The sequence below is a fragment of the Williamsia herbipolensis genome, from assembly GCF_000964005.1.
GTDB lineage: Bacteria > Actinomycetota > Actinomycetes > Mycobacteriales > Mycobacteriaceae > Williamsia_A > Williamsia_A herbipolensis.
This window is the reverse complement of sequence record NZ_JXYP01000014.1, coordinates 109,195-134,328: the sequence shown is the minus strand read 5'-3', so window position 1 is coordinate 134,328 and position 25,134 is coordinate 109,195. Positions and strand designations below refer to the sequence as shown.

Below are 25,134 nucleotides of genomic sequence, written 5' to 3'. Positions count from 1 at the left end.
GGCCACCATGACCACCGCCAAGTCTGGGCGGCCGGTTTCGCAGACTGATCCCGATCAGCGGGCCTCACGCCCGGCGACACCGGCCTTCGCCTCGCTCACCAGTCCCTACTTCCCTATCCTCGTCGCCCTGTTCGTCGGGGTGATGATCATCAGCAACATCACCGGCACCAAGGGTGTGCTGCTGTTCCCGTCGCTGAGTTTCGATCTGGGCCCCCTCTCGGTGCACGGACTCGTCACCGACGGCGCCTTCTACCTCTTCCCCCTCGCCTACGTCCTCGGCGACGTGATCAGCGAGGTCTACGGCTTTCGCGCCATGCGCAGGGTCATCTACAGCGGGTTCGGCGTCCTCCTGCTCGCCTCGGGATGCTTCTGGCTGACGATTCACCTACCCGCCGCCGACTTCTACGACGGCCAGCAGGCCTTCGAGACCGTCGCCGGCGTGGTCCCGCAGTTCCTGCTCGCGGGCCTCTCGGGGTACCTCGTCGGCGAGTTCCTGAACTCCTACGTGATGGTCAAGATGAAGGAGCGCAGCGGCGAACGCCGCCTGTGGGCACGTCTCATCAGCTCCACGATCGTCGGGGAGTTCTTCGACACCCTCGTGTTCTGCTCCATCGCGGCGTCGGCACTGGGCATCTCCACCTGGCAGGACTTCGTCAACTACACCGTGATCGGCTTCGTGTGGAAGACGCTCGTCGAGATCGTCGTCATGCCGATCACCTACGCCGTCGTAGGTCGACTGAAGAAGGCGGAACCGAGCTATCAGGAGGCGCTCACACGCATCGACGCCGCGGCCTGAGCTGCGTCGGTGTGGGCTCTCACCGGGGCAGACCTGGTAACATCGAACGACACACGGCCCCAGGGTGGGGCCGTGTTGCTGCATTTTGCAGGTGCCTGCAGGAGTTGGGTACACCGCGCGGCCCGAATCGCGGGCGGAGAAGATTCGACAGGAGTGACGTCCATGACCGACACACAGGTGACCTGGCTGACCCAGGAGTCCCATGATCGGCTCAAGAACGAACTCGATGGCCTGATCGCCAATCGACCCGTCATCGCCGCGGAGATCAACGAGCGACGCGAAGAGGGCGATCTCAAGGAGAACGGCGGCTACCACGCCGCCCGCGAGGAGCAGGGCCAGCAGGAAGCCCGCATCCGCCAGCTCCAGGAGCTCCTGAACAACGCCAAGGTCGGTGAGACGCCCACCAAGTCGGGTGTCGCCCTCCCGGGTTCGGTCGTCAAGGTCTACTACGACGGCGACGAGTCCGACACCGAGACCTTCCTCATCGCCACCCGCGAAGAGGGCGCCGGCGACTCGTCGCTCGAGGTGTACTCGCCGGTGTCGCCTCTCGGAGGCGCGCTCATCGACGCCGAGGTCGGCGAGACCCGCGAGTACTCGGTGCCCAGTGGCGCCGTGGTGAAGGTGACGCTCGTCAGCGCGGAGCCGTACCACTCCTGATCACGATCGACCTGACAGCCCGCGTCCGCCTGGACGCGGGCTGTCGTCGTGGAGGGCCCGCTCCCCTGACCCCGGACCGGCGACTGCCGCCGGGCTCCCAGCGCACGGGCAGCGTCCGCACAGGCTCGTGGGGTGTCGTGGGTTGCGCACCGACAACCCCCACGAGAGGAACGCACACATGGCATCCGCACGAATCACATCCCCCGGCCCACTCGACGTCATCGTCGTCGCCGTGGCCGATCGCGCCGGCGCCGATCTGGCACGCGACCTGATCAAGGCCGGCCACCATGTCGCCGTCGCCGGCCCGCGGATCACCCGACTCGTCGATCTGGTCGCCGGGACCTCGGCGCCGGCGATGGTCGTTGATCTCGACGACCCCACGATGGTCGGCGACATGCTCACCCGCGTCGGACGTCGCCTGGGTCCGGTAACACTCGTCGCCGATCCGGGTGGCGCCATCACCGTCGGCCCGTGGCGCACCGACGACGTCGTGGCCGGCGGCAGGGAGTCCGCTGCGGCGGCGTGAGACCACATCGTTGCCGACTCCTCATCACGGCAACAGAGTTTCCTCACACTCGCCCGGTGTGCTGGGGACATGACCACAACAGTGCTTCTCCTCGTCCCCACCGACGCGACACCCGACCACCTGGCCGTCGATCTGGCTCAGCTGATGCTGCGCCGCGGATGCCGCGTGGTGGTGATCGGGACCGACGTCGGGGTGTTGCTCGACGCAGTGCGCGGATATGGTTCCGCCCGCGCCGCGGCCGTGGTCGGCGACCACGGTGACGCCGCGGCCCGCGACGCTCTCATGGTCACGGCACGCTCGTGCTTCGGCCCCCTCGACCTCGTCATCGACCCGATGCGTGCAACTCTCGACGACACCGCGGAGCACACCGTCGCCCTCGCGGCCTGATCAGTCGAAGAACCCCGCCGAGCGCAGCGCCTCGCGCACCATCGCCTGGTGTTCCGGTCCGCGGGTCTCGAGACTGACCGTCACCTGGACCTCGCCGAGACGCAGTTCGCCCGCGACGCGGGAATGGATGACGTCGACCACGCTCGCCCCGGAATCGCGCAGGGTCTCCAGCAGCATCGCGAGGCCGCCCGGCCGGTCGGGCACCGTCACCGCGACGGTGAGGTACCGGCCCGCCGCCTGCAAACCGTGGGTGGTGAGGTGCGACAGCAACAACGGGTCGACGTTGCCTCCGGAGAGCACCGCGCACACCGGCCCGGGTAGCGCCAGCGCACCGGGCTCCATCAGGGCGGCCACCGCCACCGCGCCGCCGGGCTCGACCAACAACTTCGCGCGCTCGAGCATCAGCAGGACCGCGCGGCTGATGAGATCCTCACCGACGGTCACGATCTCGTCGACGAGCTCGTCGACATGGGCGAACGTGACCGCGCCCGGCATCGCCACTGCGATGCCGTCGGCCATCGTGTTCATCTCGGCCACCCGGGTCGGCGTACCCGCGGCGATCGAGCCGGGCCAGGCCGCGGCCGCCGCCGCCTGCACGCCCACGACACGCGTCTGCGGACGTACTGATTTGATGGCCGCAGCCACCCCGGCGAGCAGCCCACCTCCACCCAGCGGCACCACCACGGTGCCGACGTCGGGCATCTGCTCGGCGATCTCCACCCCGACCGTCGCCTGGCCGGCGACGATGTCGGCGTGATCGAACGGGTGGATCAGCACGGCGCCGGTCTCTTCGGAGAACGCCTGTGCGGCAACGAGACTCTCGTCGATGATCTCGCCCTCGAGCACCACCTCCGCGCCGTAGGCACGGGTCGCGGTCACCTTCGGCAACGATGCGCCCGTGGGCATGTACACCCGCGAGGTGATGCCCAGCGTCGTGGCCGACCACACCACACCTTGAGCGTGGTTGCCCGCACTCGCCGCGACGACTCCTCGCGCACGTTCGGCGTCGGTGAGTCCGGCGATGCGCCGATAGGCCCCTCGGGGCTTGAACGACCCTGTGCGCTGCAGGTTCTCGCACTTCAGCCACACGTCCGCACCGCACATGTCCGACAGTGCGCGGGACGCCACCATCGGCGTCCGGCGCATCACCGGCGCCAACATCGCCACCACCTCGTCGATCTGCGCAGAGGTGATCACCATGGATCCGACGGTAGACCCCGTATCGGTCGCGCGCCTCGCTCAGCTCAGCGCGTTCTCCACGTCGCCGAGGAGGTCGGCGATGTCCTCGATGCCCACCGACAGGCGGACGAGGTTGGCGGGGACCTCGAGCAGGGAGCCCTCGGTGGAGGCGTGCGTCATGGCCGCCGGGTGCTCGATCAACGACTCGATGCCGCCCAGCGACTCGGCGAGTGTGAACACCTCGGTGCGGGCACAGAACTCCTGCGCCGCCGGGGCTCCGCCCGCGACGAGCACCGAGATCATGCCGCCGAAGCGCTTCATCTGCCGCGCCGCGACGGCGTGGTTCGGATGCGACTCGAGGCCCGGGTAGAGCACCTTCTCGATCTTGGGATGCGATTGCAGGTACTCGACGATCTTCTCGGCGTTGTCGCTGTGCCGGTCCATACGCACCGCGAGGGTCTTGATGCCGCGCATCGTCAGATAGGCGTCGAACGGTCCGGGGACCGCGCCGGCACCGTTCTGCAGGAACGCCAGATCGGTGTCGAGCTGCTCGTCGTCGGTGACCAGTGCGCCACCGACGACGTCGGAATGCCCGCCGAGGTACTTGGTCGTCGAGTGCAGCACCACGTCGGCCCCGAGCGTCAACGGCTGCTGCAGATACGGCGAGGCGAAGGTGTTGTCGACGACGAGCTTGGCGCCGGCGGAGTGGGCGACACCCGAGAGTGCCTCGATGTCACCGATGTTGAGCAGAGGGTTGGTGGGCGTCTCGACCCACACGAGCTTGGTCGCCGGGGTGATGGCCGCACGCACCGCGTCGATGTCGGAGACCGGGGCGACCGAGTAGCTGATCCCCCACTGGGTGAACACCTTGTCGATCAGTCGGAACGTGCCGCCGTAGGCATCGTGCGGGATCACCAGGTGATCACCGGGGCGCAGCGTGGCGCGCAGCAGCGCGTCGGTCGCCGCCATACCGGAGGCGAATCCCCGTCCGTACGAACCGCTCTCGATCGCCGCGAGGTTGCCTTCGAGGGCCTGTCGGGTGGGATTGCCGGTACGCGCGTACTCGAAGCCCCCGCGCATCCCGCCGACGCCGTCCTGGGCGAAGGTGGAGCTGGCGTAGATCGGGGGGTTGACCGCGCCGGTCAGCGGGTCGGGTTCGTACCCGGCGTGGATCGCCTTGGTACCGAAGCCCTGCCACCGACTCGCGTCGACACGACTGCGCTGTTCACTCATGACGATGCTCCGATCCGGGGTGAGGAGCTGACGAAGGCCAGCAGGTCGTGACGGGTGATGACGCCGATCGGCTTGCCGTCCTCGACGACCATCAGCGCGTCGGATTCGCTCAGGGCCTTGGTGGCCGCCGACACCGGCTCGCCGGCGCCGATCAGCGGGAACGGCTCACCCATGTGGGCCGAGACCGGGTCTGCGAGGCTCGCGCGGCCCTCGAACACCGCGGAGAGCAGTTCACGTTCGGTGACCGCACCGGCGACCTCGCCCGCCATGATGGGCGGCTCGGCACCGACGACGGGCATCTGCGACACCTCGAACTCGCGCAGGATCTCGATGGCGTCGCGCAGGGTCTCCGAGGGGTGGGTGTGCACGAAGTCGGGCAGGGCGCCGGACTTGCCGCGCAGCACGTCGCCGACCGACGGGTCGCCCTTGTCCTTGCCGTCGAGCGGGGTGCGCAGGAATCCGTAGCTGCTCATCCACCGGTCGTTGAAGATCTTCGCCATGTAGCCGCGGCCGCCGTCGGGCAGCAGGACGACGACGATCGCGTCGGGGCCCTCACGCTCGGCCACCTTGAGGGCCGCGACCATCGCCATGCCGCAGGAACCACCGACCAGCAGGCCCTCCTCGCGGGCCAGACGTCGGGTCATGTCGAACGAGTCGGCGTCGGAGACGGCGATGATCTCGTCGGGGATCGACGGGTCGTAGGCACTGGGCCAGAAATCCTCGCCGACACCCTCGACGAGGTAGGGGCGACCGGTGCCACCGGAGTAGACCGAACCCTCCGGGTCGGCGCCGATGATCTTCACGCGACCGTCGGACACCTCCTTGAGGTAGCGGCCGGTACCGGTGATGGTGCCGCCGGTGCCGACACCCGCGACGAAGTGGGTGATCTTGCCCTCGGTGTCGGCCCAGATCTCGGGACCGGTGGTCTCGTAGTGGCTCTGCGGGCCGGCGGGGTTGGCGTACTGGTTCGGCTTCCACGCGCCGTCGATCTCGCGGACCAGCCGGTCGGAGACGCTGTAATAGCTGCCCGGATCCTCCGGGGCGACCGCGGTCGGGCACACGACGACCTCGGCGCCGTAGGCCTTGAGCACGTTGCGCTTGTCCTCGCCGACCTTGTCGGGGCACACGAACACGCAGTGGTACCCGCGCTGCTGGGCGACGAGGGCCAGGCCGACGCCGGTGTTGCCCGACGTGGGCTCGACGATCGTGCCGCCGGGCTTGAGCTCCCCGGACGCCTCGGCGGCGTCGACCATCTTGACCGCGATGCGGTCCTTGGAGGATCCACCGGGGTTGAGGTACTCGACCTTGGCCGCCACCAGCCCCGATCCGGGGCTGACGACCGAGTTCACCTTGACCAGCGGGGTGCCGCCGACCAGGTCGACGACGTGATTGGCGATGCGCATGCGTCCATCGTTCCAGACCCGCGCGCGAGGTGTCGCAGGCGATGCCCTCGACCCGGCGAGCCCTCGGCCTTCGCGCCGGTTCGACCGGTCCGAGCCGATACGCTGAACCCGTGCCTGCAACCCGGCGGCGAGTGGTCCGCGATGTCACCGCGACGGTGGCGGCGACGGCGGGCAGTGCCGGCGCCGGGTGGGCGGTGTACTCGTTCCTCACCGGTCAGGCGCGCACCGCACGCGAGGTGATCCCCCACCGCACCGACAACGCCCCCAACGGTGACGGCCTCTATCTCCCCGACGGATCCGGTCCCGAACGCATCACCCCGCGCAGCGAGTTCGACCTGCACCTGATGGTGTTCGGCGACTCGACCGCCGCGGGTCTCGGTGCCGACGTCGCCGACGAGACACCGGGGGTGGCGCTGACCCGGATGCTGTGTCGCGAGAGCGGGCTCTCCGTGCGGTTGAGCACGAAGGCGATCGTGGGTGCCACCTCGCGCGGGTTGTCCGGACAGGTCGACGCGATGCTCATCGCCGGCGCCCCACCCGACGTCGCGGTGATCCTCGTCGGCGCCAACGACATCACCGCCCGCAACCGCCCCGGCCCCGCGGCGCGGCGGCTCGGGTCGGCGGTCCGGAGGCTCCGGGAGGTCGACGCGCACGTCATCGTGGGCACGTGCCCCGACCTCGGGGCGGTCACCGCGATCCCCCAGCCACTGCGATCGGTGCTGCGGCAGTGGGGTTTCCGGCTCGCCGCCGCCCAGGAGCACGAGGTGCGCGCCGCCGGCGGACGCCCGGTCCCCCTGGCCGATCTGTTGGCCAAGGAGTTCCTCGCCGCCCCCGAGCGGATGTTCTCCGCCGACAACTACCACCCGTCGGCGGCGGGGTATCTGCTCGCCGCGCAGACGATGCTCCCCGAGGTGCTCGCCGCGATCGGCGAGTGGGGCGCAGGACCTCTGCCGGACCCGCCCGAGGTCTCGGAGTTCGCCGAGAACAATCGGCTGGTGGTGCGTGTGCGCCGGCGCCTCGGATGGCCGGTCAGACTGCGCCGCAGGCGGGCCGAGGTCGCGTTGGCCGAGCGCTAGGTCGGTCGCGTGACGGTGATGGCGTAACGTCCGATTGGCCCACGCATCACCCACGAACTCCTGAGGAGCCTCGTCATGCCCGAAGCCGTCATCGTCTCCACTGCGCGCTCGCCCATCGGCCGAGCCGGCAAGGGCTCGTTGAAGGATCTCCGCCCCGATGAACTGGCCCGCCAGATGGTGCAGGTCGCACTCGACAAGGTGCCCGCACTCGACCGTGCCGACATCGAGGACATCCACCTCGGCATCGGCCAGCCGGGCGGACAGGGCGGCTTCAACATCGCCCGTGTCGTCGCCGTGGAGCTCGGCCTCGATCACGTCCCCGGCGTGACGGTCAACCGCTACTGCTCGTCGTCGCTGCAGACCACCCGTATGGCGCTGCACGCCATCAAGGCCGGCGAGGGCGACGTCTTCATCTCCGGCGGCGTGGAGAGCGTCTCCAGTTTCGCCGTGGGCAGCGCCGACGGCTGGCCCGACAGCAAGAACCCGCTGTTCGACGAGGCCATGGCCCGCACCGACAAGACCGCACAGGGCGGCGCCCCCGCATGGACCGATCCGCGCGGCTCGGGCCTCATCCCCGACGTCTACATCCCGATGGGCCAGACCGCCGAGAACGTCGCCTCCATGACCGGCATCTCGCGTGAGGACCAGGACCGCTGGGGTGTGCTCAGCCAGAACCGCGCTGAGGAGGCCATCAAGTCGGGCTTCTTCGAGCGCGAGATCGATCCGGTGACCCTGCCCGACGGCACCGTGGTCTCCACCGACGACGGTCCGCGCGCCGGCACCACCTACGAGAAGGTGTCGCAGCTCAAGCCGGTGTTCCGTCCCGACGGCACCATCACCGCCGGCAACGCGTGTCCGCTCAACGACGGCGCCGCGGCGCTGGTCATCATGAGCGACACCAAGGCCAAGGAACTCGGCCTCACCCCGCTGGCGCGCGTGGTCGCGACCGCGGCGACCGGCCTGTCGCCGGAGATCATGGGTCTCGGTCCGATCGAGGCGATCCGCAAGGTGCTCAAGAACACCGGGATGACGATCTCCGACATCGACCTCGTCGAGATCAACGAGGCGTTCGCCGTCCAGGTGCTCGGTTCGGCCGCCGAGCTCGGCATCGACCACGACAAGCTGAACGTGTCCGGCGGTGCGATCGCCCTCGGTCACCCGTTCGGCATGACCGGTGCGCGGATCACCACCACGCTGCTCAACAACCTCACCACCCACGACAAGACCTTCGGCATCGAGTCGATGTGTGTCGGTGGCGGTCAGGGTATGGCGATGGTGCTCGAGCGCCTCAGCTGAGCGCACCTCTCCCGCAACGCAGAGAACCCCGCACCCCCTTCGAGGAGGTGCGGGGTTCTCTGCGTCATCGGGTGACTAGTCGGAGTTGAAGTAGCTGAGCAGTCGCAGGATCTCGACGTACAGCCACACCAGGGTGACGGTGAGGCCGAGGGCGATGCCCCAGGCCGCCTTCTCCGGTGCGCCGGCGCGGATGAGGCGGTCGGCGGAGTCGAAGTCGACGAGGAAGCTGAACGCCGCCAGGCCGATGCAGACCAGCGAGAAGATGATGGCCAGCGGGCCACCGTCGTACAGGCCCAGGCCCGAGCCGCCGTTGAAGAAGCCGACGACCAGGTTGCCGAGGATGAGGACGATGACGCCCATCATCGCGGCGAACAGCATGCGGGTGAAGCGAGGGGTGACGCGGATGGCGCCCGTCTTGTAGACGACGAGCATGCCCGCGAAGACACCGAACGTGCCGAGGACGGCCTGCCCGATGAGCACTCCGGCGGAGATGCCGCTGACCGCGTAGTTGGCGAACACGAACGAGATCGCGCCGACGAACAGGCCCTCGAGCACCGCGTAGGAGAGCACGATGGCCGGGTTGTCCTGCTTGCGACCGAACGTCGCGACCAGGACGAGCGCGAGTCCGCCGAGCGCGCCGATCAGCAGCAGCGGCATCGCCAGGCCCTCGTTCTGGTGCACGAGGAAGTAGGAGATGATCGCCGACACGATCAGGACGCCGAGGGTGCTGGCGGTCTTGGTGACGACGTCGTCGATGGTCAGTGAGCGGGAGCCGACCGGCTGCCCGGGGCGGGCGTAGGGATCGACCTGCTGGGGCTGTCCGGTCTGGCCGAACACGGCTCCTTGGCCGGCACCGGCCATCCCGGTTCCGAACCCGGCATAGCCACCCGCCTTCTGGTTGTCGCGGAGGACACCCCGCATCACCGGATTGCTACTTTCTCGCACCGTCTGGTCCCTTCGATTCGTCTGTGATCTCCTCGCCCGTGACCGACTGGTCGAGCGATTACCCGTTCAACGACCGAGGTCGTCGGTGAGTTCCGGTTCGACTTTACTTCCTCTTGACCTTTGTCGCAGAAAGCCGTGTCGACGACACCCGCGTCCGCGCGCCCCGGGCGACAGGCGGGCGGGCCGGGGACCTGGTGATGCCCCCGCGACGCGGTGCCGAGTCGTCGGTCTCCCCCGGCGGGCGCGGCGGGGCGGGGAGGCCGGGTTCGGCGAGTCCGAAGCGGTCGTGCAGTCGACGCAGAGGCGCCGGTGCCCACCAGTTCGCCCGCCCCGCGAGCTTCATGATGGCCGGCAGCAGCAGCATGCGGACGAGTGTCGCGTCGACGAGGACGGCGATCATCAACCCGAGCCCGAACATGCGCATGAACGACACCTGCGACGCGACGATGCCCGCGAACACGATCGCCATCAACACCGCCGCCGCGGTGACGACCCGGCCGGTGCGGGCCAGTCCGTAGGCGACCGCGGTCTCGCTGTCGACCCGGGTGGCGCGGCCTGTGCGCAGCCACTCCTCGCGTATCCGCGACAGCAGGAACACCTCGTAGTCCATCGAGAGTCCGAAGGCGATGCAGAACATCACGACCGGCATCGTCGCCGCGAGGGTCCCGGTGACCGTCGTCCCGAGCCCACCGAGGTGACCGTCCTGGAAGATCCACACCATCGCGCCGAAGGTCGCGCTCAGCGAGAGCACGTTGAGCACCAGCGCTTTGAGCGGCAGCAGGATCGAGCCGGTCAGCATGAACAGCAGCAGCACGGTGGTGATCGCGATGACCCCGAGCACCAGGGGCAGGCGGTCGGTGATCGCGGCGACATTGTCGACGTTCTGTTGTGCGAGCCCGGTGAACAACACGGGGGTGTCGGCGGGGCGCGGCACCGCGCGCAACGCATCGATTTGTCGTGTCCCGGCCGAGGAGAACGGATCGAGCGCGGTCGAGATGGTGACGAACTGCCCGGCCGAGCCGCTCGCCCCCGGGTCGCCGCTGCCCTCCTTGCGGTTGTCGACGTAGGAGGCGGCGGCCGTCGTCACCGACTCGACATCGGCGACCTGTGACAGTTGCGCGGCGTAGGTCTCGATCGCCGTGTTCGCCGCGGCATCGGTTCCCACCCGCGGCAGCACGGCGGTGACCGTCGAGGACGCGTTGGTCTGGAACGCCGTCCGCAGCTGCTGCCCCACCTGATAGGTCGACGCCGACGACGGCAGCACACGTTCGTCCGGGAAGCCGAGCTTGATGCCGAGGAAGGGGGCGCCGAGGAGCAGGAGGAACGCGGTGATCACGACTCCGATCACGAGCGGACGCCCGAACACGACGCGGGTGGTGCGGTAGAAGATCGAGGTCTCGGGCAAACCCGGTGTCGGCGGCGGTCTGCGGAACAGGCGACGTAGGGGGCGGCGGACGTCACCGTCGTCGACGCGGTCACCGAGCACGGTGAGGATGGCCGGGGTGAGGACGAGGGCGGCGATCGCGGCGAGCGGGATCACCCCGAGACCGGCGTAGGCGAACGACCGCAGGAAGTACATCGGGAAGATCGCCATCGCCGAGAGCGCCAGGGCGACGGTGACCGCGGAGAAGATCACCGTGCGACCGGCGGTCATCATGGTGCGCAGCAGGGCCCGTGGGCGGTCGAACCCGTTGCCGATCTCCTCCCGATATCGGGTGATGATCAGCAGGGTGTAGTCGATCGCCAGCGCGAGACCCAACGCCGTGGCCATGTTGAGCGCGAACACCGAGACGTCGGTGAACGAGGTCAGCACACGGAGGATCGCGGCGGTGCCGATGATGGACACGATGCCGATCGCGATCGGGATGGCCGCGGCGACGAGCCCACCGAACACGAAGACGAGCAGCGCGAAGCTGATGGGGATGGCGATCGCCTCGGCGATGGCGAGATCACGGGAGGTCTGGTCGTTCACCTGGCGGTAGGCCAACGCCTCGCCGCCCACGGTCACGGTGATGCCCGAGGTGTCGCGGAAACGGTCGGCGATCTCCTGGGCGTGGCGGGCGCCGTCACGTTCACCGCCCAGCACCGAGAACACGATCAGGCCGGTGCGGCCGTCGGTGCTGCGCAGAGATGCACCGAAGTCGGGGTTCTGCCACAGCGACACGATCGGTTGCTGCACAAAGGAATCGGTGGACAGCGATTTCGTGATGTCACCGGCGAGGTTGGTGGCGGTGGCGTCCGAGCCGATGTCACCGTCGGCCGGCATCCGCAGGGCGATGACCACCTGGAGTCCGCCGCGACCGAACGCCGACTCGAGCATCTGGTCGGCCCGCGCCGACTCCGACGACGGGTCGCTGTAACCGCCCGCCGACAGGTGGGATGCGACGCCGATGCCCAGCACGCCGCACACGGCGACGAACACGACGGCGATCGCCAGGACGACACGGGGTGCGGCGGTCACCCGACGGGTCGAACGGGCGAGCACGCTGATGGCCTCCGGCTACGAGATCGACGCTGTGATCAATCGGTGGGGATTCGTCAACGTAGCAGCCGAGGCTGAGAACGCCGCGGGGCGCGAGTCAGCGACGACCGACGCCGTCGCGGGTGAGGTGATAGCCGCGTTCGAAGGCCAGCATCCGGTCGCGCTCGACGTCGTAATAGCAGCGCCGCAGTAATGAGTCCCGCAGTTCCGGGGCGACGATACGGCTGAGGCGGAACAGCCGCGGCATCAGCGGCGCCGGGATGTCGGCGATGAGCCGGTCGAGCGCTGCGCCGTACATCGGCGCCATCCGCAGGTAGTCGGGTCGGAACTCCTTGTAGTGACGCGAGTCCCGGTAGTGGACGTCGTAGACCTCGGCCAGCGCGCGGTGCATGTCCTCGTTCATGTGGGCCTGTGCTGCACTCACCACGCCGCCGGCCATGTGCCGGAATCGGCGACCGTCACCGATCTCGTCGCACGCACCCCACGCCGCCCGCCAGCGCGGTGGCACCGGGCCGTCGGTGCGATAGCTGTGCAGAACCGAGACATGCCGGCGATGGATCGCCGCCAGCAGGCGCAGCACCCACTCGGGCTCGGCGAAGACCTCGGCATCGACCAGGCGGAGCAGTTCCTCGGTGGTCAGCTCGACCATCCGGGCGAACCAGTACTTGGGGTCACCCTCGGCGGCGAGTTCGGCGGCGAGGTGCGTCTGGTGTTCGAGTTGCCGCCCCGCCTCGGGGCGCAGCAGCATCGCCGTCGAACGGCGCGGACGGCGTCGCGACGTGGGCCGACTGCGATCGGATGCCGCCGGCAACAGCTTCGACTGGGCCGACAACCCTGCGAGGGAGCGTTCGAGTCCTCTCCGCACGCCCGGTTCCGCGAGGGCACCCAGCTTGGAGACGAAGTCGACGTCGACGGTGTAGCGGACCGCGCACCCGTCGTCCTTGGGGTCGATGTCGATGCGGCAGCGGTAATTACGCAGAACAGCCGGGCTCTTGTAGACGACGTAGTCGAATCGATGCGGCTCGTCGGCCACGGTGACCACCTCGTGCACCGTGTTCCACACCGGGGTGCCGAGGTTGACCTCGCGCATCGCGCCGGGCCGGTCCATCCGGTCGTCCCCACCCGGATCCTCGACGGTGGTCAGCACCGGCGACCAGGTGTTCTTCTGCGTCGGGTCGGTCAGCAGCTTCCACGCCTGCTCAGCAGAGCAGTCGAGATCGGTGGCCATGTCGATGCGCGTCATGAGGTGTCAGCGTTTCCAACTGTTCGTCTGTACGAGGGGTGGGGAGAATGGTGTCGCTCTCGACGATCGAAGTCAAGATGTGTCGGAACCCCGCGGCCGACCGCTCACGAACTCGCCAACCCTGACACAGGCCCCCGGGGCTCGTCGAGCGTTTCCCTGCGCTCGGTGTAGGTCACAAGCAACTGTCCGACCTGTCGCGATTCCCGCTGCGAGTCGATGAGATGCTGTGTGTCAGAAAACAGGTGGTTACCCACAGCAACGGCCCCCATAGCCCAATTGGCAGAGGCAGCGGACTTAAAATCCGCCCAGTGTCGGTTCGAGTCCGACTGGGGGCACTTCTCCACACAGCGCACTCACGGTGCGCTGCGACTGCGATGATCACCCGATGCAGATGAAGCTCGAGCTCGTGATCGTCCCGGTGTCCGATGTGGACCGGGCCAAGGCGTTCTACGTCGACACCCTGGGCTTCACCCTCGACGTCGACGTGACGCCGTTCGACGGCGCACGGGTGGTGCAGGTGACGCCGCCTGGGTCGGCGTGCTCGCTGGGCTTCGGATCGGGTCTGGGGGCCTACGACGAGATGGCGCCCGGATCGGTGAAGGCGCTGCACCTCGTAGTGGCCGACATCGACGCCGCGCGAGCCGAACTCGCCGACAGGGGCCTCGAGATCGGGGAGGTGAACGACGTCGGCGGCGGCGTGCGGTACGCCGGGTTCGCCGATCCCGACGGCAACTCGCTCACGTTGCAGGAGATGGCCTGGCGCACCGGCGACGCCTTCTGACGGGGCACGACCTTGCGCTATGGTGAATAGCATAATAGCGTGGCGCCATGACCACCTCCGCGCTGTCGTTGTCGAGTCCGCTCACCCTGCCGTGCGGACAGGTGTTGCCGAACCGCATCATGAAATCGGCACTGAGCGAGGGCCTAGGCACCGACGACCACTCCCCCGACGTCCGGCTCGAACGCCTCTACGCCCGGTGGGGTTCGGGCGGCTACGGCCTGCTCGTGACCGGCAACGTCATGGTCGACCGCCGCTTCCTCGGCGAGCCGGGCAACGTCGTGATCGAGGATTCCCGCGACGCCGATGCGCTCACGCGATGGGCCAAGACCGCGAAGGACGGTGGATCGCCGATCTGGATGCAGCTGAATCATCCGGGACGCCAGGGCAATCCGATCACCACCGACGGCCGGACGGTCGCGCCGTCGGCGGTGGGTGTCACCATCCCGGGCATCCCCGCGCCGCGGGAGCTCACCGATGCCGAGATCCACGACATCATCGAGCGCTTCGCCACCGCCGCGACCGTCGCCGAGGAATGCGGGTTCGACGGCGTCCAGATCCACGCCGCCCACGGTTATCTCGTGTCGCAGTTCCTCTCCCCGCTGTCGAACCTGCGCACCGATGCGTGGGGTGGCGACATCGACCACCGGGCGCGCTTCCTACTCGAGGTGGTCCGCGCGGTCCGTGCGGCGGTGGCTCCCGGTTTCGCGGTCGCGGTGAAGCTCAACTCCGCGGATTTCCAGCGCGGTGGTTTCACCGAGGACGAGTCCCGTGCGGTGGTCGAGATGCTCTCCCGCGAATCGATCGACCTCATCGAGATCAGCGGCGGGAGCTACGAATCCCCCGCGATGATGGGCAAGCCGAGCACCGCCTCGGCGAGCACACGCGCCCGCGAGGCCTATTTTCTCGACTACGCCGCGACGGTTCGCGCGGCCGCACCCTCCACTCCGATTGCCGTCACCGGCGGATTCCGCAGCGAGACAGCCATGTCGGAGGCCATCGGTTCCGGAGACTGCGATGTCGTCGGCCTCGGCCGACCGACCGCGGTGGTTCCCGAGTCCGCGCACCGTGTCATCTCGGGGCGGACCCCTGTGCTCGATTCCGCCGACCTCTCCCTCCGGCTGCCCAGCCGACTCCGGACCTCGCCGAGCGTGAAGTCGATCGAGGGTGCACTCGACCTCCAATGGCACACCGACCAGCTGCACGCCATGGGCGCAGACCGCGAGCCGGATCCGCAACGGCCACTGCGCAAGACAGCGGTCACCACCGTCAAGCGCAACGGTATCGACGCCTTTCGCAGCAAGCGGGCCGTCACGGCCGGGGCGGCACAGCAGTCCGCGGTGCGCAAGTTCCGCCGAGAACGCCTGATCGGACGCTACTTAGCGAACCCGGCTGTCCTGGCGCTGCGGAAGCTGGGCGTCCGCACCCATCTCGCCACCGAACTCGAGACCACCGGCCGTACCACCGGACTCGCTCGTAGGGTGCCGGTCGCCGCCTCCTTCGACGACACCGGTGCGTGGTTGATCAGCCAACACGGGCGACGGTCGGGATGGGGCCGCAACATCGAGTCCGACCCCGAGGTGCGCATCATGCAGGGATCCACCTGGCGGACGGGTCAGGCGACATTCCGACCCGACGACGACGTCGTCGCGCGTTCGCGGACCTTCTCGCGCAATCCGGTTCTCGCGTCGCTGAACGCTGCCGGATTCCGCGCGCTGCAGAGTGATCCGATCTCGGTGCGCATCACCTTCACCAACTGACGCGCCGCGGGGATCACCGGTCCTGCGACGGCTCCGAATGCGGGTACTCGCGCAGGTACTTGGTCCGGCGTACGCGGGCGATGTGCTCCTGAAGGGTGCGATCGCCGCGGGCGCGGGCACTTGCGCGCAGCGAGTAGATCGCGACGCCGTACAGCACCACCCACAGAGCAAGCGAGATCGGCGCGAGCACCGCGTGCTGCGTCGCGATGCCGGCGATCCCGAGAGCAAGGCCCGCCGATCCCAGCATGAAGGCGATCCAGACCACCGCGCCCCACCGGGAGGCCTTCGTCAGGCGGGCACGGCGGCCGCGGGCGTCATCGGATCCAGAACCAGCGGTTCTCGTTGCTCGGGAAGCCATGGTTCCTCCTCGGGTGTCGAAGTGCGTGACCGGCGAACCACACGGCCGCCAGTACTGAACATAGCGTCCAACTTCACGCCCGACGCCGCTATTCCACCGCCGTGGCGCGATCCGATGACGTCGCTCACTCGAATCCGTGGATCACCGCAGCCATGTCGTCCTTGCCGTGACCGGCCTCCGATGCGGCCGCGAAACGCGCCCCGATCGCCCGCATGACCTCAGAGTTCATCTCGTTGCCGTCCATCGCGTCAGCGATGAGGCCGGCGTCCTTCTGCGCCCCGTCGAGCCCGAAGGAGGCCTCGAGCTCGCCCGTGATCATCGCCTCACCTTTGAGTTGTGCGTAGCCACAGTCGAGGGGCCCGCCCTTGATGGATCCGAGGAACTGACGCGGATCGAGATCGAGGTGCTGGGCGAGACCGACCGCCTGCGCGGTCGCCGTCGTCACCGACAACACCCACGAGTTGGCGACCAGTTTGAGCCGATGACCGTCCCCGGGTTCGGTGCCCACCCACACGGTCTTCGCGCCGATGGCGTCGAACACGGGTTTCACCGTGTCGCGGATGTCCTCCGGTCCGCCGGCGAGCACGGTCAGAGCCCCGGTCTCCGCGGGCTTACGAGTGCCCAGCACCGGAGCATCCACGTACGTCACATCGTGTTCCTCGGCGAGTGCGGCGAGGCGACGCGTGCCGTCGAGCCCGACGGTCGACGTCTGCACCCACGGGACGCCGTCGCCGAACGACGGGAGAACCTGCTCGGCGACCTCGGCGACCGAGTCCGCGTCGAAGAGCATCGTGACCACGATGTCCGCGTCGCGCACAGCCGATTCGGGGTCGTCGGCGACACGCGCCCCGACGTCGGCCAGCGGCGCGGCCTTCTCCGGGCTGCGGTTCCACACCACCACGTCGAGTCCGTGCCGGAGCATGCTGCGGGCCATCCCCGCCCCCATCAAGCCTGTGCCGAGCAATGCAACCGTGGTCATGCGCGTCCCCTCATCGTGTGTCGAGCTGGCGTGTGTCGTCCTGTGATGAGTCGACGGTGCGGTGACATCTGCACGCGCCGATCCATGACAGCTGTCACTGGTTCGTCGTCTCCATGGGAGCAACGGTGGTGTCCATGAGAAAAGTCCTCCGTTCGGTGCTCCACAGCCCCGCAGTGGGCCTGTACTTCCTGGCCCCGTTGATCGCCGAGTTCTTTCTCGGCGACTTCCCCATCGTCATGCTCCCACTGCTGATCCCTTTGAGCCTCTGGTACGGCGGAGGCGCTCTGCTGATCCGCGAGATCGTCCGTCGCCGCGGGCTCGGTTGGCGGTCCGTCCTCCTGCTGGGTCTGGCGTTCGCGATCATCGAGGAGGGACTGCTCACGATGTCGCTGTTCAACCCCGACTACGCCGATCAACGCCTGCTCGACCGCGGCCACATCGCGATGCTGGGGATCGGGGTGCCGTGGACGATCTTCGTGCTCGCACTCCACGTCGGGTGGAGTGTCGCGACACCGATCGCGCTCATGGAGACCGCCCAACCGGGTCGACGCACCGAACCGTGGTTGAGCGGGCGAGCCCTGCGTGCCGTCGTCGCGATCACCGTGGTCGGGGCGGTCGTCGTGTTCGGCACCAACTACCCGGCCTACGGGCACTTCATCGCCTCGGCCCCGCAGTTGATCGTCTCCGCTGCGATCGCTGCGCTCCTCGTCGCGATCGCCCTACTGGCGCACGGCTCGACCCGCGTCGACATCGGGCAGGCGCCGCGGGCAGGCGTCGTGGTCGCCACGACGATGCTGTGCGCGGGCGCCTTCCAGCTCGGCATGCATGCGCCGACCGCGGCGGCGATCGTCATCATGATCGGCGCCATCGCCGCGCTGCTCACCGCGGTCGCCGCCTGGTCACGCCGCACGGGCTGGGGTGCCACCCAGGTGTTCGCGGTCGCGGCCGGAATGCTGCTCACGTACTCCTGGCGCGCGTTCACCGCCGGGTACGGTTCGGGGACAGCCGATCTCGTGGTATCGCTGGTGAGCTACACCGTCTACGCCCTCGCCGCGGTGGCGATCCTCGCCACCTGCCTCCGCCGGATGACCGCCGCGCCGGTCGGCGCTCAGCTCTCGGCGTGATCTGCCGTCGAGCCGTCGGCGGCGGTGTCGGCCGCGGACTTGTCATCGACGGGCTTGTCGTCGACGGGCTTGTCGTCGACGGGCAGGGGCCGCGCCACCGCCCACACGGCGAACAGGGCGGCCACCGCGACCATGATGAGTCCCACCCAGAGGTTCGCCCGGGTGCCGGCCTCGAGATCGACGGTGTTGGCGTCGCCGGGTTGATGCGACTGCACCCCGAGGACGTCGGGGATGATCCCGGCGACGACCAGCACGATGCCGTAGATGCCGATCAACAACGCGATGATCATGCGGATGTCGAACAGCCGGGCGAGGATTCGCATCTTCCGGCTGGTGCTCGGATGGGGTTGCGTGGTGATCATGATGTGCTCCTGCGTGATGTCGAGAGGCCGGACGAGGTCAGTGGAAGGCGATGTTGAGGGCGACCACCATCACCAGGGCGATGCCCGCGAGCGGGACCGGTCGCTTGAACCACGCGTCACCGGCATCGGCCGGGTCGGTGAAGTGTGATGCCGGGGTCTCGGAGTACACCAGCCCCACGAGTTCCTTCACCGGCTTCGCCGCGGTCATCGAGCTCACCACGACGCTCACGATGATGTCGACGACGAACGCCGCCGATGCGGCCACGAACGGCATGCCCTGGCCCGGCAGGTTGATCACCCCGGTCTCGGACAGCACGAAGACGAACACCGCCGACAGCGTTCCGGCCACCAGGCCCATCCATCCCGCGGTGGGGGTCATGCGCTTCCAGAACATGCCGAGCAGGAACGTCGCGAACAACGGGGCGTTGAAGAACCCGAACAACGTCTGCAGGTAATCCATGAGATTCGAATAGCCCGACGCGATGAGCGCGGTGAAGATGGCCAGCACCGTCGCACCGACCGTCGCCAGGCGACCCACGGTGATGTAGTAGTTGTCGGGCTTGTTCTTCACGATGTACTGCTGCCAGATGTCGTAGCTGAACACGGTGTTGAACGCCGAGATGTTCGCCGCCATACCGGCCATGAACGAGGCCAGCAGTCCGGCCACCGCCACACCGAGCAGCCCATTCGGCAAGATGTCACGGATCATCAACAGCATCGCGTCGTTGTAGGTCACGTCGGCGGCGTTGGGCCCGCTCTTGAGCGAGATCATGTCGCCGATCACCGCGGCGCAGATCATGCCGGGGATCACCACCACGAACGGGATGAACATCTTCGGGATGGCGCCGATGATGGGTGCGCGTCGCGACGCCGACATCGAGTTCGACGCCATCGCCCGCTGCACCTCGACGAAGTTGGTCGTCCAGTAGCCGAACGACAGCACGAAACCGAGCCCGAACACGATGCCGATGACCGACCACACGGGACTGTCGAAGCCGCTCAACGCATTACCGGGCCACGAAGACATCTGCTCGCCGATGCTCGCCGTCACCTTGCCGTCGGTGGTGGTGTCGACGATCTTCTCCTTGAGACCGTTCCACCCGCCGACCTTGATGAGCCCGAACACGGTGAGCGGCACGAGCGCGGCGAGGATGACGAAGAACTGCAGCACCTCGTTGTAGATCGCCGCCGAGAGTCCGCCGAGTGCGGTGTAGGTCAACACGATCGCCGCGGCGACGATCAGCGACACCCACTGACTCCACCCGAGGATGACGTTGACGATGGTGGCGAGCAGGTACAGGTTGACGCCGGCGATGAGGACCTGGGCGACGGCGAAGCTGATCGCGTTCACGAGGTGCGCACCGGTGCCGAAACGCCGTCGCATGAACTCGGGGACGCTGCGCACCTTCGAGCCGTAGTAGAAGGGCATCATCACGACGCCGAGGAACAGCATCGCGGGGATGGCGCCGATCCAGTAGTAGTGCATGGTCGCCAGACCGATCTGCGCGCCGTTGGCCGACATGCCCATGATCTCGACCGCGCCGAGATTGGCCGAGACGAAGGCGATTCCGGTGACCCACGCGGGGAGCCGTCGCCCGGAGAGGAAGAAGTCCAGACTCGAGGAGATCTGGCTGCGCGCCATGTACCCGATCCCGAGGACGAACACGAAATACAGCGCGATCAGCACGTAGTCCACTGCTCCGGCGTTGAGCCGGAGCACGGAGTCCGAGGCGACGTTCATTCGACAGCTCCTTCGATGCACGAACAACCGGCTACGTGAGCCAGGTCACTTCGCCCAACAACCTCACACATTTACAAACAAATAGCAACACGCGCGATGTTTGATACTGTTCGGGTCTGATCGCCGACCGAGGGAGACCGGATGCTCGCAGCGCAGCGACGTCGACGGATCCTCGACGTGCTCGAGCGTGAGGGCACCGTACGGGTGAGCGTGCTGGCCGACGAGTTCGGCGTGTCGGAGATGACCGTGCGTCGCGACCTCGATGCCCTGGAGAGCGGAGCCGCGCTGCACAAGGTGCACGGTGGCGCCGTCGCCCGCACCAACCGCGGCGAGGAACCGTGGTCGGAAACCAAAGCCGCACAACAGCGCAGCGAGAAGCAGTCGATCGCCGCGGCGACGATGGACGTGATCGACGACGGCATGACGCTCGCGATCAGCGCCGGCACCACGACCCTCGAGGTGGCCCGCCGACTCCACGAGCGGTCCTCGATCACCGTGGTCACCAACTCGATCTCGGTGTTCCAGGAACTGACCGATCCGCACACCCGGCCCGGCCACGGCCCCGAGGTGTACCTCACCGGCGGGTCGCGTACCCCGTCGAACGCGTTGGTGGGCCCGATCGCCGAGGCGGCGCTCGCGGCGTTCCGCGTCGACCTCAGCATCCTCGGCGTGCACGGTCTCGACCGCGACGCCGGACTCACCACGCCGAACATGGCCGAAGCGCAGACGAACCGACGACTCATCGACATCGGACACCGCCTCGTGGTGGTCGCCGACCACACCAAGTACCAGGAGGTGGGCGCGCACGTGATCGCCACACTCGATCGTGTCGACACCCTCGTCGTCGACGACGGGCTGACCGCGGCCGCACGCGCCGATCTCACCGACGTGATCGACGACGTCCGCGTGGCGCAGACGCGGGGCGACGCATGAGCGACATCGCGATCCGCCCCGCCGACACCGTCGCCCACCTCGCCGACGGCCGTGACCTGTTGTTCTTCAGCCTCCCCGGACGCGACCCCCGTCCCGTCACCGATCTGCGACCGCTCCCGGCACGTGACGGCCTGCAGTCGGAGATCCGCCTCGATCGGGCCACCGGCCACTGGGTGGCGATCGCCGCCCTGCGCCAGGACCGCACCTACAAGCCACCCGCCGATCAGTGCCCGCTGTGCCCCTCGCCCTCCGGGAACGACAGCGAGGTGCCCGCCCACGACTACGACGTCGCGGTGTTCGAGAACCGTTTCCCCAGTCTGTCCGGCGCACAGCTCGATTCGACCTTCGTGCTCCCCGCCGAGACGACGGAGACGCCCGTGTCCGCGGTGGGGCATGGCCGCTGCGAGGTCATCTGCTTCTCCAGCGATCACCAGGCGTCGTTCGCGTCGCTGGATCACGCGCACGCCCGGCTGGTGGTCGACGCCTGGAGGAGTCGGACCGCGGCCCTGTCGGCGTCACCCGGGGTCGCCGAGGTGTTCTGTTTCGAGAACCGCGGTGAGGACATCGGCGTCACGCTGACCCACCCGCACGGCCAGATCTACGCCTACCCGTACCTGACGCCACGCACGCGGTCGATGCTCGATCAGGCGTCCCGCCATCGAGCGGCCCACGACCGCAACCTGTTCGACGACATCCTCGCCACGGAGATCTCCGACGGCGCGCGTATCGTCTCGCGCTCCGAGCACATGACCGCATTCGTGCCGTTCGCCGCCCGCTGGCCGGTGGAGGTGCACATCTACCCGCACCGCCGCGTCCGCGACCTGACCGAACTCGACGACGCCGAGCTCGATGCCCTCACCGACACCTACCTGCAGATCCTGCGCACCTTCGATGCCCTCTACCCGACACCGCTGCCCTACATTGCCGCGGTGCACCAGTATTCGTCGGATCCCGAGCAGGCCGAGGGCTACCTGCACATCGAGTTGATGTCGGTGCGGCGATCGGCGACCAAACTGAAGTTCCTCGCCGGGTCGGAGTCGGCGATGGACGCCTTCATCACCGACGTGACGCCCGAATCGGTCGCCCGCCGTCTCCGCGACACCATCGCCGAGGCCGGCGCGTGACCGTCGTCGCGTCGGCGCCCGGACGGGTGAACCTTCTCGGTGAACATACCGACTACAACCAGGGTCTCGCGCTCCCCATCGCCCTGACCGCACGCACCGAGGTCCGCTTCGCATCCGAGGACTCCGGGTGCCTCGTGGTCGACGCAGAGGGTTACGGGCAGCTGACGATCCCCGTCGGTACCACCCCCGGAGAGGTCGACGGATGGGCGGCCTACGTCGCCGGTGTCGCGTGGTCCCTGGGCGTCGAGGGGCGACCGGTGACGGGTGGGCGGCTGCACATCACGAGCGACGTCCCCGTCGGCGCCGGACTCAGTTCATCGGCGGCACTGCAGTGTTCGCTCATCGGCGCTTTCACCGCGGCCACCGGGGTGCCCGACCGACTCACCTGGGCGCGTATCGCCCAGCGCGCGGAGAACGACTTCGTGGGCGCCCCGACCGGTTTGCTCGACCAGCTGGCGTCGCTGCACGGTGTCGCCGACCGGGCCCTGCTGATCGACTTCGACTCACTCACGGTCGACCCGGTCCCGTTCGACCCCACCACCGCCGGCGTGACCCTCGTCGTGATCGATTCCCACATCACCCACGGCCATGCCGGCGGCGAGTACGCCGCCCGTCGTGCCTCGTGTGAACGGGCCGCCGCCGACCTCGGACTGCCGAATCTGCGCGCGGTGGCCTCGGGACATCCCGACGTCGTGCTGTCCGCGGTGCACGACGACGTCGACCGACGACGGGCGCGCCACGTGCTCACCGAGAACACCCGCGTCCTGCGCGCATGCGAGGCGCTGCGAGACGGTGACCTCGCGGCGGTCGGCGCGATGATGGACGCCTCCCACACCTCCATGCGCGACGACTTCGAGATCACCACGCCCGGAATCGATCTGATCGCGGAGACCGCACGCTCGGCCGGCGCGCTCGGCGCTCGGATGACCGGCGGGGGTTTCGGTGGATGCGTGATCACCCTCGTCGAGACGGCACGCGTCGACACCCTCGTCGCGTCGGTGGTCGCGGCCGCGGAGCGCGCGGGTGGGCCCACACCGACCGCGTTCACCGCGCGCGCCGGGCGGGGCGCCTCGGTCGATCAGTTGCGCTGATCGCCGCGGCCCGCGGCTCCGACGATGGACGCGAGGTGCTCGGGGCAATCGCGCATCAGGTTGTGGCCGCCCGGCAACGCATGTGTGGTCCACGCCGGATCGCTGGCCAGTCGGCGATGGGTCGGTGCGAACGGAGTTCCCTCCCATCCGGCCGCGAACACGTAGACCCGCTCGCCGATCGCCGAGAGATCCGCACGCAGGGTGATGCGCTGCATCAGCGAGGCCAGCGGATGGGCCGACGTCCGGGCATCGAAGAACGGCAGCGCCGGCACACCGAAACCCGAGGCGTCCACCTCGGAATACCACTGTCGCTGTTCGTCGTTGGTGAGCATCCAGCACGATTCGCCGTCGCGGGGCACGAACGCGTCGAGGTACACCGCGGCCGCCACCCGTTCGGGAGCCCGCAGTCGGTCGACGACTCCGGTGATCACCATGCCGCCGTAGCTGTGTCCGACCAGCACGAGCGGTTCGTCGGCAGCGTCGACGGCGAGCGCCGCGACCACGTCGTCGATGTGGGTCTGCAGGTTCACGCCGCGGTCGGCGAGGTGGGCTCGCTCGGACACCCCGGTCAGGGTGTAGGCGAGGACGCGGTGTCCGGTGGCGCGCAGTGTCGCGGCGAGCTCGTCGAAGCACCACGCGCCGTGGCAGGCTCCGGGTATCAGGACGTAGGTGGGTTGCTGGGTCATGGTCTCTCCCTTCCACCCTCCACGCTCGCCGCCCCAGATCCATAAGTCCAATACATCTTTGCTCTGCAAACCATAAGATCCCGCTATGGAACTGCGCCAGCTCCAATACCTCGTCGCCGTCGCGGAGGAATCGAACTTCACCCGCGCTGCGGACCGCTGCCATGTCGCCCAGCCGGCCGTCAGTGCCCAGATCGCGCGCTTGGAACGCGAGCTCGGCCGCCCTCTCTTCGACCGCAGTCGGCGCGTCGTCCGACTCACCGACGCCGGGCAGGCGGCGCTGCCGCATGCGCGTGCCGCCCTCGCGGCCGTTGCCGACGTCGCCGCGGCCGTCGACGAGGTCGGTGCCGTGATCCGTGGAACCCTGCGCATCGGGACCGTCGCCTCGCACGACGTCGATCTCGCGTCACTCCTGGCGGACTTCCACGATGAGCACCCCGCCGTCGAGATCTCCCTGAGCACCGACGATTCCGATGCCCTGATCGCCGGCCTGCGGGACGGACGGATCGACCTGGCGATCGCGTCGATCGCCGTCGATGACACACCCTCGTCCCTCGCGGTCGAGACCATCACCGATCAGGCGATCGTCGCAGCGGTGTCCATCGGCCACCCCCTCGCGGCGCACGAGTCGGTGGGACTCGATGAGCTCGTGGGGCTCCCGTTGATTGCCCTGCCGCGCGGAACAGGTCTGCGTCGACAGTTCGACAGTGCGTGCGCAGCCGCCGGGGTGTCGGTACGCATCGCCTTCGAGGCCGGGACCCCACCGGCGCTGACCGATCTCGCCGCCCGCGAGCTGGGTGTCGCGATCGTGCCGGAGTCCCTGGCCCGCGCTCGGCAGGACGTGGTGTGCGTCGAGCTCCGCCCACAAATCCGGGCCCGCCTCGTGTGGGCGTGGCGGGGCGACGGACGCGTCGACCCCGCCACCGGGGCCTTCCTGCAAAGCGCTCGCCGGCCCGACACGCGTCGGGGACACTGACC

General features: G+C 68.5%; 24 protein-coding genes and 1 tRNA gene. 14 read left to right on the top strand and 11 right to left on the bottom strand.

Features of this window, described 5'->3' with window-relative positions:
* Positions 1 to 7: 7 nt before the first annotated feature.
* The 4 genes from TU34_RS06520 to TU34_RS06505 all read left to right on the top strand — a co-directional run bounded on the left by TU34_RS06520 (position 8) and on the right by TU34_RS06505 (position 2,366).
* Complete coding sequence (locus TU34_RS06520; RefSeq protein ID WP_045822041.1) at positions 8 to 796, top strand: queuosine precursor transporter; 789 nt, start codon at positions 8 to 10, stop codon at positions 794 to 796.
* A 162-nt stretch (positions 797 to 958) separates the two neighbouring features.
* The gene (gene greA, locus TU34_RS06515) at positions 959 to 1,453 is read left to right on the top strand and encodes a transcription elongation factor GreA (protein ID WP_045822040.1); all 495 of its coding nucleotides are present in this window, start codon (positions 959 to 961) and stop codon (positions 1,451 to 1,453) included.
* 178 nt (positions 1,454 to 1,631) lie between these two features.
* Positions 1,632 to 1,979, top strand: coding sequence for a hypothetical protein (locus TU34_RS06510; RefSeq protein WP_045822039.1), 348 nt, complete (start codon positions 1,632 to 1,634; stop codon positions 1,977 to 1,979).
* 69 nt (positions 1,980 to 2,048) lie between these two features.
* On the top strand, positions 2,049 to 2,366 hold the full coding sequence (locus TU34_RS06505) for a Rossmann-fold NAD(P)-binding domain-containing protein (RefSeq protein WP_150116426.1): 318 nt from the start codon (positions 2,049 to 2,051) through the stop codon (positions 2,364 to 2,366).
* On the opposite strand, the gene ilvA is transcribed toward TU34_RS06505, so the two are convergent.
* The 3 genes from ilvA to TU34_RS06490 are packed head-to-tail and all read right to left on the bottom strand — an operon-like array spanning position 2,367 to position 6,181.
* Positions 2,367 to 3,566 carry a threonine ammonia-lyase gene (gene ilvA, locus TU34_RS06500; protein ID WP_045822037.1) on the bottom strand — a complete coding sequence of 400 codons (1,200 nt, stop codon included), beginning with the start codon at positions 3,564 to 3,566 and terminating at the stop codon, positions 2,367 to 2,369.
* A gap of 39 nt (positions 3,567 to 3,605) precedes the next feature.
* Positions 3,606 to 4,778 carry a cystathionine gamma-synthase gene (locus TU34_RS06495; protein ID WP_045822036.1) on the bottom strand — a complete coding sequence of 391 codons (1,173 nt, stop codon included), beginning with the start codon at positions 4,776 to 4,778 and terminating at the stop codon, positions 3,606 to 3,608.
* Positions 4,775 to 6,181 carry a cystathionine beta-synthase gene (locus TU34_RS06490; protein WP_045822035.1) on the bottom strand — a complete coding sequence of 469 codons (1,407 nt, stop codon included), beginning with the start codon at positions 6,179 to 6,181 and terminating at the stop codon, positions 4,775 to 4,777. Before TU34_RS06490 ends, TU34_RS06495 begins: the two co-directional genes overlap by 4 nt.
* 110 nt (positions 6,182 to 6,291) lie before the next feature.
* On the opposite strand from TU34_RS06490, the gene TU34_RS06485 reads away from it, so the two are divergent.
* On the top strand, positions 6,292 to 7,257 hold the full coding sequence (locus TU34_RS06485; RefSeq protein ID WP_238981194.1) for an SGNH/GDSL hydrolase family protein: 966 nt from the start codon (positions 6,292 to 6,294) through the stop codon (positions 7,255 to 7,257).
* A 75-nt stretch (positions 7,258 to 7,332) separates the two neighbouring features.
* On the top strand, positions 7,333 to 8,553 hold the full coding sequence (locus tag TU34_RS06480) for an acetyl-CoA C-acetyltransferase (protein ID WP_045822033.1): 1,221 nt from the start codon (positions 7,333 to 7,335) through the stop codon (positions 8,551 to 8,553).
* A 75-nt stretch (positions 8,554 to 8,628) separates the two neighbouring features.
* Here TU34_RS06480 and TU34_RS06475 read toward each other — a convergent pair whose 3' ends face one another.
* The 3 genes from TU34_RS06475 to TU34_RS06465 form a co-directional block, all read right to left on the bottom strand.
* Entirely contained in the window at positions 8,629 to 9,498 is an 870-nt protein-coding gene (locus tag TU34_RS06475) for a Bax inhibitor-1/YccA family protein (protein ID WP_045822032.1), read from the bottom strand.
* Between the two features lie 103 nt (positions 9,499 to 9,601).
* Positions 9,602 to 11,983: an MMPL family transporter gene (locus TU34_RS06470; RefSeq protein ID WP_065973520.1), complete on the bottom strand. Its 2,382-nt coding sequence runs from the start codon at positions 11,981 to 11,983 to the stop codon at positions 9,602 to 9,604.
* A gap of 94 nt (positions 11,984 to 12,077) precedes the next feature.
* On the bottom strand, positions 12,078 to 13,223 hold the full coding sequence (locus tag TU34_RS06465; RefSeq protein ID WP_045822031.1) for an SRPBCC family protein: 1,146 nt from the start codon (positions 13,221 to 13,223) through the stop codon (positions 12,078 to 12,080).
* A 261-nt stretch (positions 13,224 to 13,484) separates the two neighbouring features.
* On the opposite strand from TU34_RS06465, the gene TU34_RS06460 reads away from it, so the two are divergent.
* The 3 genes from TU34_RS06460 to TU34_RS06450 all read left to right on the top strand — a co-directional run bounded on the left by TU34_RS06460 (position 13,485) and on the right by TU34_RS06450 (position 15,761).
* Positions 13,485 to 13,558: transfer RNA gene (locus TU34_RS06460), tRNA-Leu, on the top strand.
* 50 nt (positions 13,559 to 13,608) lie between these two features.
* Positions 13,609 to 14,004, top strand: a complete 396-nt coding sequence (locus TU34_RS06455) for a VOC family protein (protein WP_045822030.1) — start codon at positions 13,609 to 13,611, stop codon at positions 14,002 to 14,004.
* Positions 14,005 to 14,051: 47 nt separating this feature from the next.
* Complete coding sequence (locus TU34_RS06450; protein ID WP_045822029.1) at positions 14,052 to 15,761, top strand: nitroreductase/quinone reductase family protein; 1,710 nt, start codon at positions 14,052 to 14,054, stop codon at positions 15,759 to 15,761.
* 13 nt (positions 15,762 to 15,774) lie between these two features.
* Here the strand turns inward: TU34_RS06450 and TU34_RS06445 are convergent, their stop codons facing one another.
* Together TU34_RS06445 and TU34_RS06440 are read right to left on the bottom strand one after the other, a co-directional pair.
* Positions 15,775 to 16,119 carry a hypothetical protein gene (locus TU34_RS06445; protein ID WP_150116425.1) on the bottom strand — a complete coding sequence of 115 codons (345 nt, stop codon included), beginning with the start codon at positions 16,117 to 16,119 and terminating at the stop codon, positions 15,775 to 15,777.
* A gap of 124 nt (positions 16,120 to 16,243) precedes the next feature.
* Positions 16,244 to 17,221 carry an NAD(P)-dependent oxidoreductase gene (locus TU34_RS06440; protein ID WP_275041735.1) on the bottom strand — a complete coding sequence of 326 codons (978 nt, stop codon included), beginning with the start codon at positions 17,219 to 17,221 and terminating at the stop codon, positions 16,244 to 16,246.
* Positions 17,222 to 17,232: 11 nt separating this feature from the next.
* On the opposite strand from TU34_RS06440, the gene TU34_RS06435 reads away from it, so the two are divergent.
* Positions 17,233 to 18,222 (top strand): hypothetical protein, encoded by a 990-nt coding sequence (locus TU34_RS06435; RefSeq protein WP_150116424.1) that lies wholly within the window; start codon positions 17,233 to 17,235, stop codon positions 18,220 to 18,222.
* On the opposite strand, the gene TU34_RS06430 is transcribed toward TU34_RS06435, so the two are convergent.
* On the bottom strand, positions 18,207 to 18,584 hold the full coding sequence (locus tag TU34_RS06430) for a hypothetical protein (protein WP_150116423.1): 378 nt from the start codon (positions 18,582 to 18,584) through the stop codon (positions 18,207 to 18,209). The two genes, TU34_RS06435 and TU34_RS06430, sit on opposite strands and share 16 nt — an antisense overlap.
* A 37-nt stretch (positions 18,585 to 18,621) precedes the next feature.
* Positions 18,622 to 20,325 carry a sodium:solute symporter family protein gene (locus TU34_RS06425; RefSeq protein WP_045822025.1) on the bottom strand — a complete coding sequence of 568 codons (1,704 nt, stop codon included), beginning with the start codon at positions 20,323 to 20,325 and terminating at the stop codon, positions 18,622 to 18,624.
* Positions 20,326 to 20,466: 141 nt separating this feature from the next.
* Here TU34_RS06425 and TU34_RS06420 point away from each other — a divergent pair, with 141 nt between their 5' ends.
* Genes TU34_RS06420 through galK form a run of 3 tightly spaced genes read left to right on the top strand, consistent with a single transcriptional unit; the run spans position 20,467 to position 23,473 of the window.
* Positions 20,467 to 21,258, top strand: coding sequence for a DeoR/GlpR family DNA-binding transcription regulator (locus TU34_RS06420; RefSeq protein WP_045822024.1), 792 nt, complete (start codon positions 20,467 to 20,469; stop codon positions 21,256 to 21,258).
* On the top strand, positions 21,255 to 22,382 hold the full coding sequence (gene galT, locus TU34_RS06415; RefSeq protein WP_045822023.1) for a galactose-1-phosphate uridylyltransferase: 1,128 nt from the start codon (positions 21,255 to 21,257) through the stop codon (positions 22,380 to 22,382). Before TU34_RS06420 ends, galT begins: the two co-directional genes overlap by 4 nt.
* Positions 22,379 to 23,473, top strand: coding sequence for a galactokinase (galK, locus tag TU34_RS06410; protein WP_045822022.1), 1,095 nt, complete (start codon positions 22,379 to 22,381; stop codon positions 23,471 to 23,473). Before galT ends, galK begins: the two co-directional genes overlap by 4 nt.
* Here the strand turns inward: galK and TU34_RS06405 are convergent.
* Positions 23,461 to 24,159, bottom strand: a complete 699-nt coding sequence (locus TU34_RS06405; protein WP_045822021.1) for an alpha/beta fold hydrolase — start codon at positions 24,157 to 24,159, stop codon at positions 23,461 to 23,463. The two genes, galK and TU34_RS06405, sit on opposite strands and share 13 nt — an antisense overlap.
* Before the next feature lie 85 nt (positions 24,160 to 24,244).
* Here TU34_RS06405 and TU34_RS06400 point away from each other — a divergent pair, with 85 nt between their 5' ends.
* Positions 24,245 to 25,132, top strand: coding sequence for a LysR family transcriptional regulator (locus TU34_RS06400; protein WP_045822020.1), 888 nt, complete (start codon positions 24,245 to 24,247; stop codon positions 25,130 to 25,132).
* Positions 25,133 to 25,134 lie beyond the last annotated feature (2 nt).

Excerpts from the sequence above, each read along its gene's own strand:
- TU34_RS06520 (WP_045822041.1), top strand. The coding sequence starts at position 8 with ATGACCACCGCCAAGTCTGGGCGGCCGGTTTCGCAGACTGATCCCGAT.
- greA (WP_045822040.1), top strand. The coding sequence starts at position 959 with ATGACCGACACACAGGTGACCTGGCTGACCCAGGAGTCCCATGATCGG.
- TU34_RS06510 (WP_045822039.1), top strand. The coding sequence starts at position 1,632 with ATGGCATCCGCACGAATCACATCCCCCGGCCCACTCGACGTCATCGTC.
- TU34_RS06505 (WP_150116426.1), top strand. The coding sequence starts at position 2,049 with ATGACCACAACAGTGCTTCTCCTCGTCCCCACCGACGCGACACCCGAC.
- ilvA (WP_045822037.1), bottom strand. The coding sequence starts at position 3,566 with ATGGTGATCACCTCTGCGCAGATCGACGAGGTGGTGGCGATGTTGGCG.
- TU34_RS06495 (WP_045822036.1), bottom strand. The coding sequence starts at position 4,778 with ATGAGTGAACAGCGCAGTCGTGTCGACGCGAGTCGGTGGCAGGGCTTC.
- TU34_RS06490 (WP_045822035.1), bottom strand. The coding sequence starts at position 6,181 with ATGCGCATCGCCAATCACGTCGTCGACCTGGTCGGCGGCACCCCGCTG.
- TU34_RS06480 (WP_045822033.1), top strand. The coding sequence starts at position 7,333 with ATGCCCGAAGCCGTCATCGTCTCCACTGCGCGCTCGCCCATCGGCCGA.
- TU34_RS06465 (WP_045822031.1), bottom strand. The coding sequence starts at position 13,223 with ATGACGCGCATCGACATGGCCACCGATCTCGACTGCTCTGCTGAGCAG.
- TU34_RS06455 (WP_045822030.1), top strand. The coding sequence starts at position 13,609 with ATGCAGATGAAGCTCGAGCTCGTGATCGTCCCGGTGTCCGATGTGGAC.
- TU34_RS06450 (WP_045822029.1), top strand. The coding sequence starts at position 14,052 with ATGACCACCTCCGCGCTGTCGTTGTCGAGTCCGCTCACCCTGCCGTGC.
- TU34_RS06445 (WP_150116425.1), bottom strand. The coding sequence starts at position 16,119 with ATGGCTTCCCGAGCAACGAGAACCGCTGGTTCTGGATCCGATGACGCC.
- TU34_RS06435 (WP_150116424.1), top strand. The coding sequence starts at position 17,233 with ATGAGAAAAGTCCTCCGTTCGGTGCTCCACAGCCCCGCAGTGGGCCTG.
- TU34_RS06430 (WP_150116423.1), bottom strand. The coding sequence starts at position 18,584 with ATGATCACCACGCAACCCCATCCGAGCACCAGCCGGAAGATGCGAATC.
- TU34_RS06425 (WP_045822025.1), bottom strand. The coding sequence starts at position 20,325 with ATGAACGTCGCCTCGGACTCCGTGCTCCGGCTCAACGCCGGAGCAGTG.
- TU34_RS06420 (WP_045822024.1), top strand. The coding sequence starts at position 20,467 with ATGCTCGCAGCGCAGCGACGTCGACGGATCCTCGACGTGCTCGAGCGT.
- galT (WP_045822023.1), top strand. The coding sequence starts at position 21,255 with ATGAGCGACATCGCGATCCGCCCCGCCGACACCGTCGCCCACCTCGCC.
- TU34_RS06405 (WP_045822021.1), bottom strand. The coding sequence starts at position 24,159 with ATGACCCAGCAACCCACCTACGTCCTGATACCCGGAGCCTGCCACGGC.
- TU34_RS06400 (WP_045822020.1), top strand. The coding sequence starts at position 24,245 with ATGGAACTGCGCCAGCTCCAATACCTCGTCGCCGTCGCGGAGGAATCG.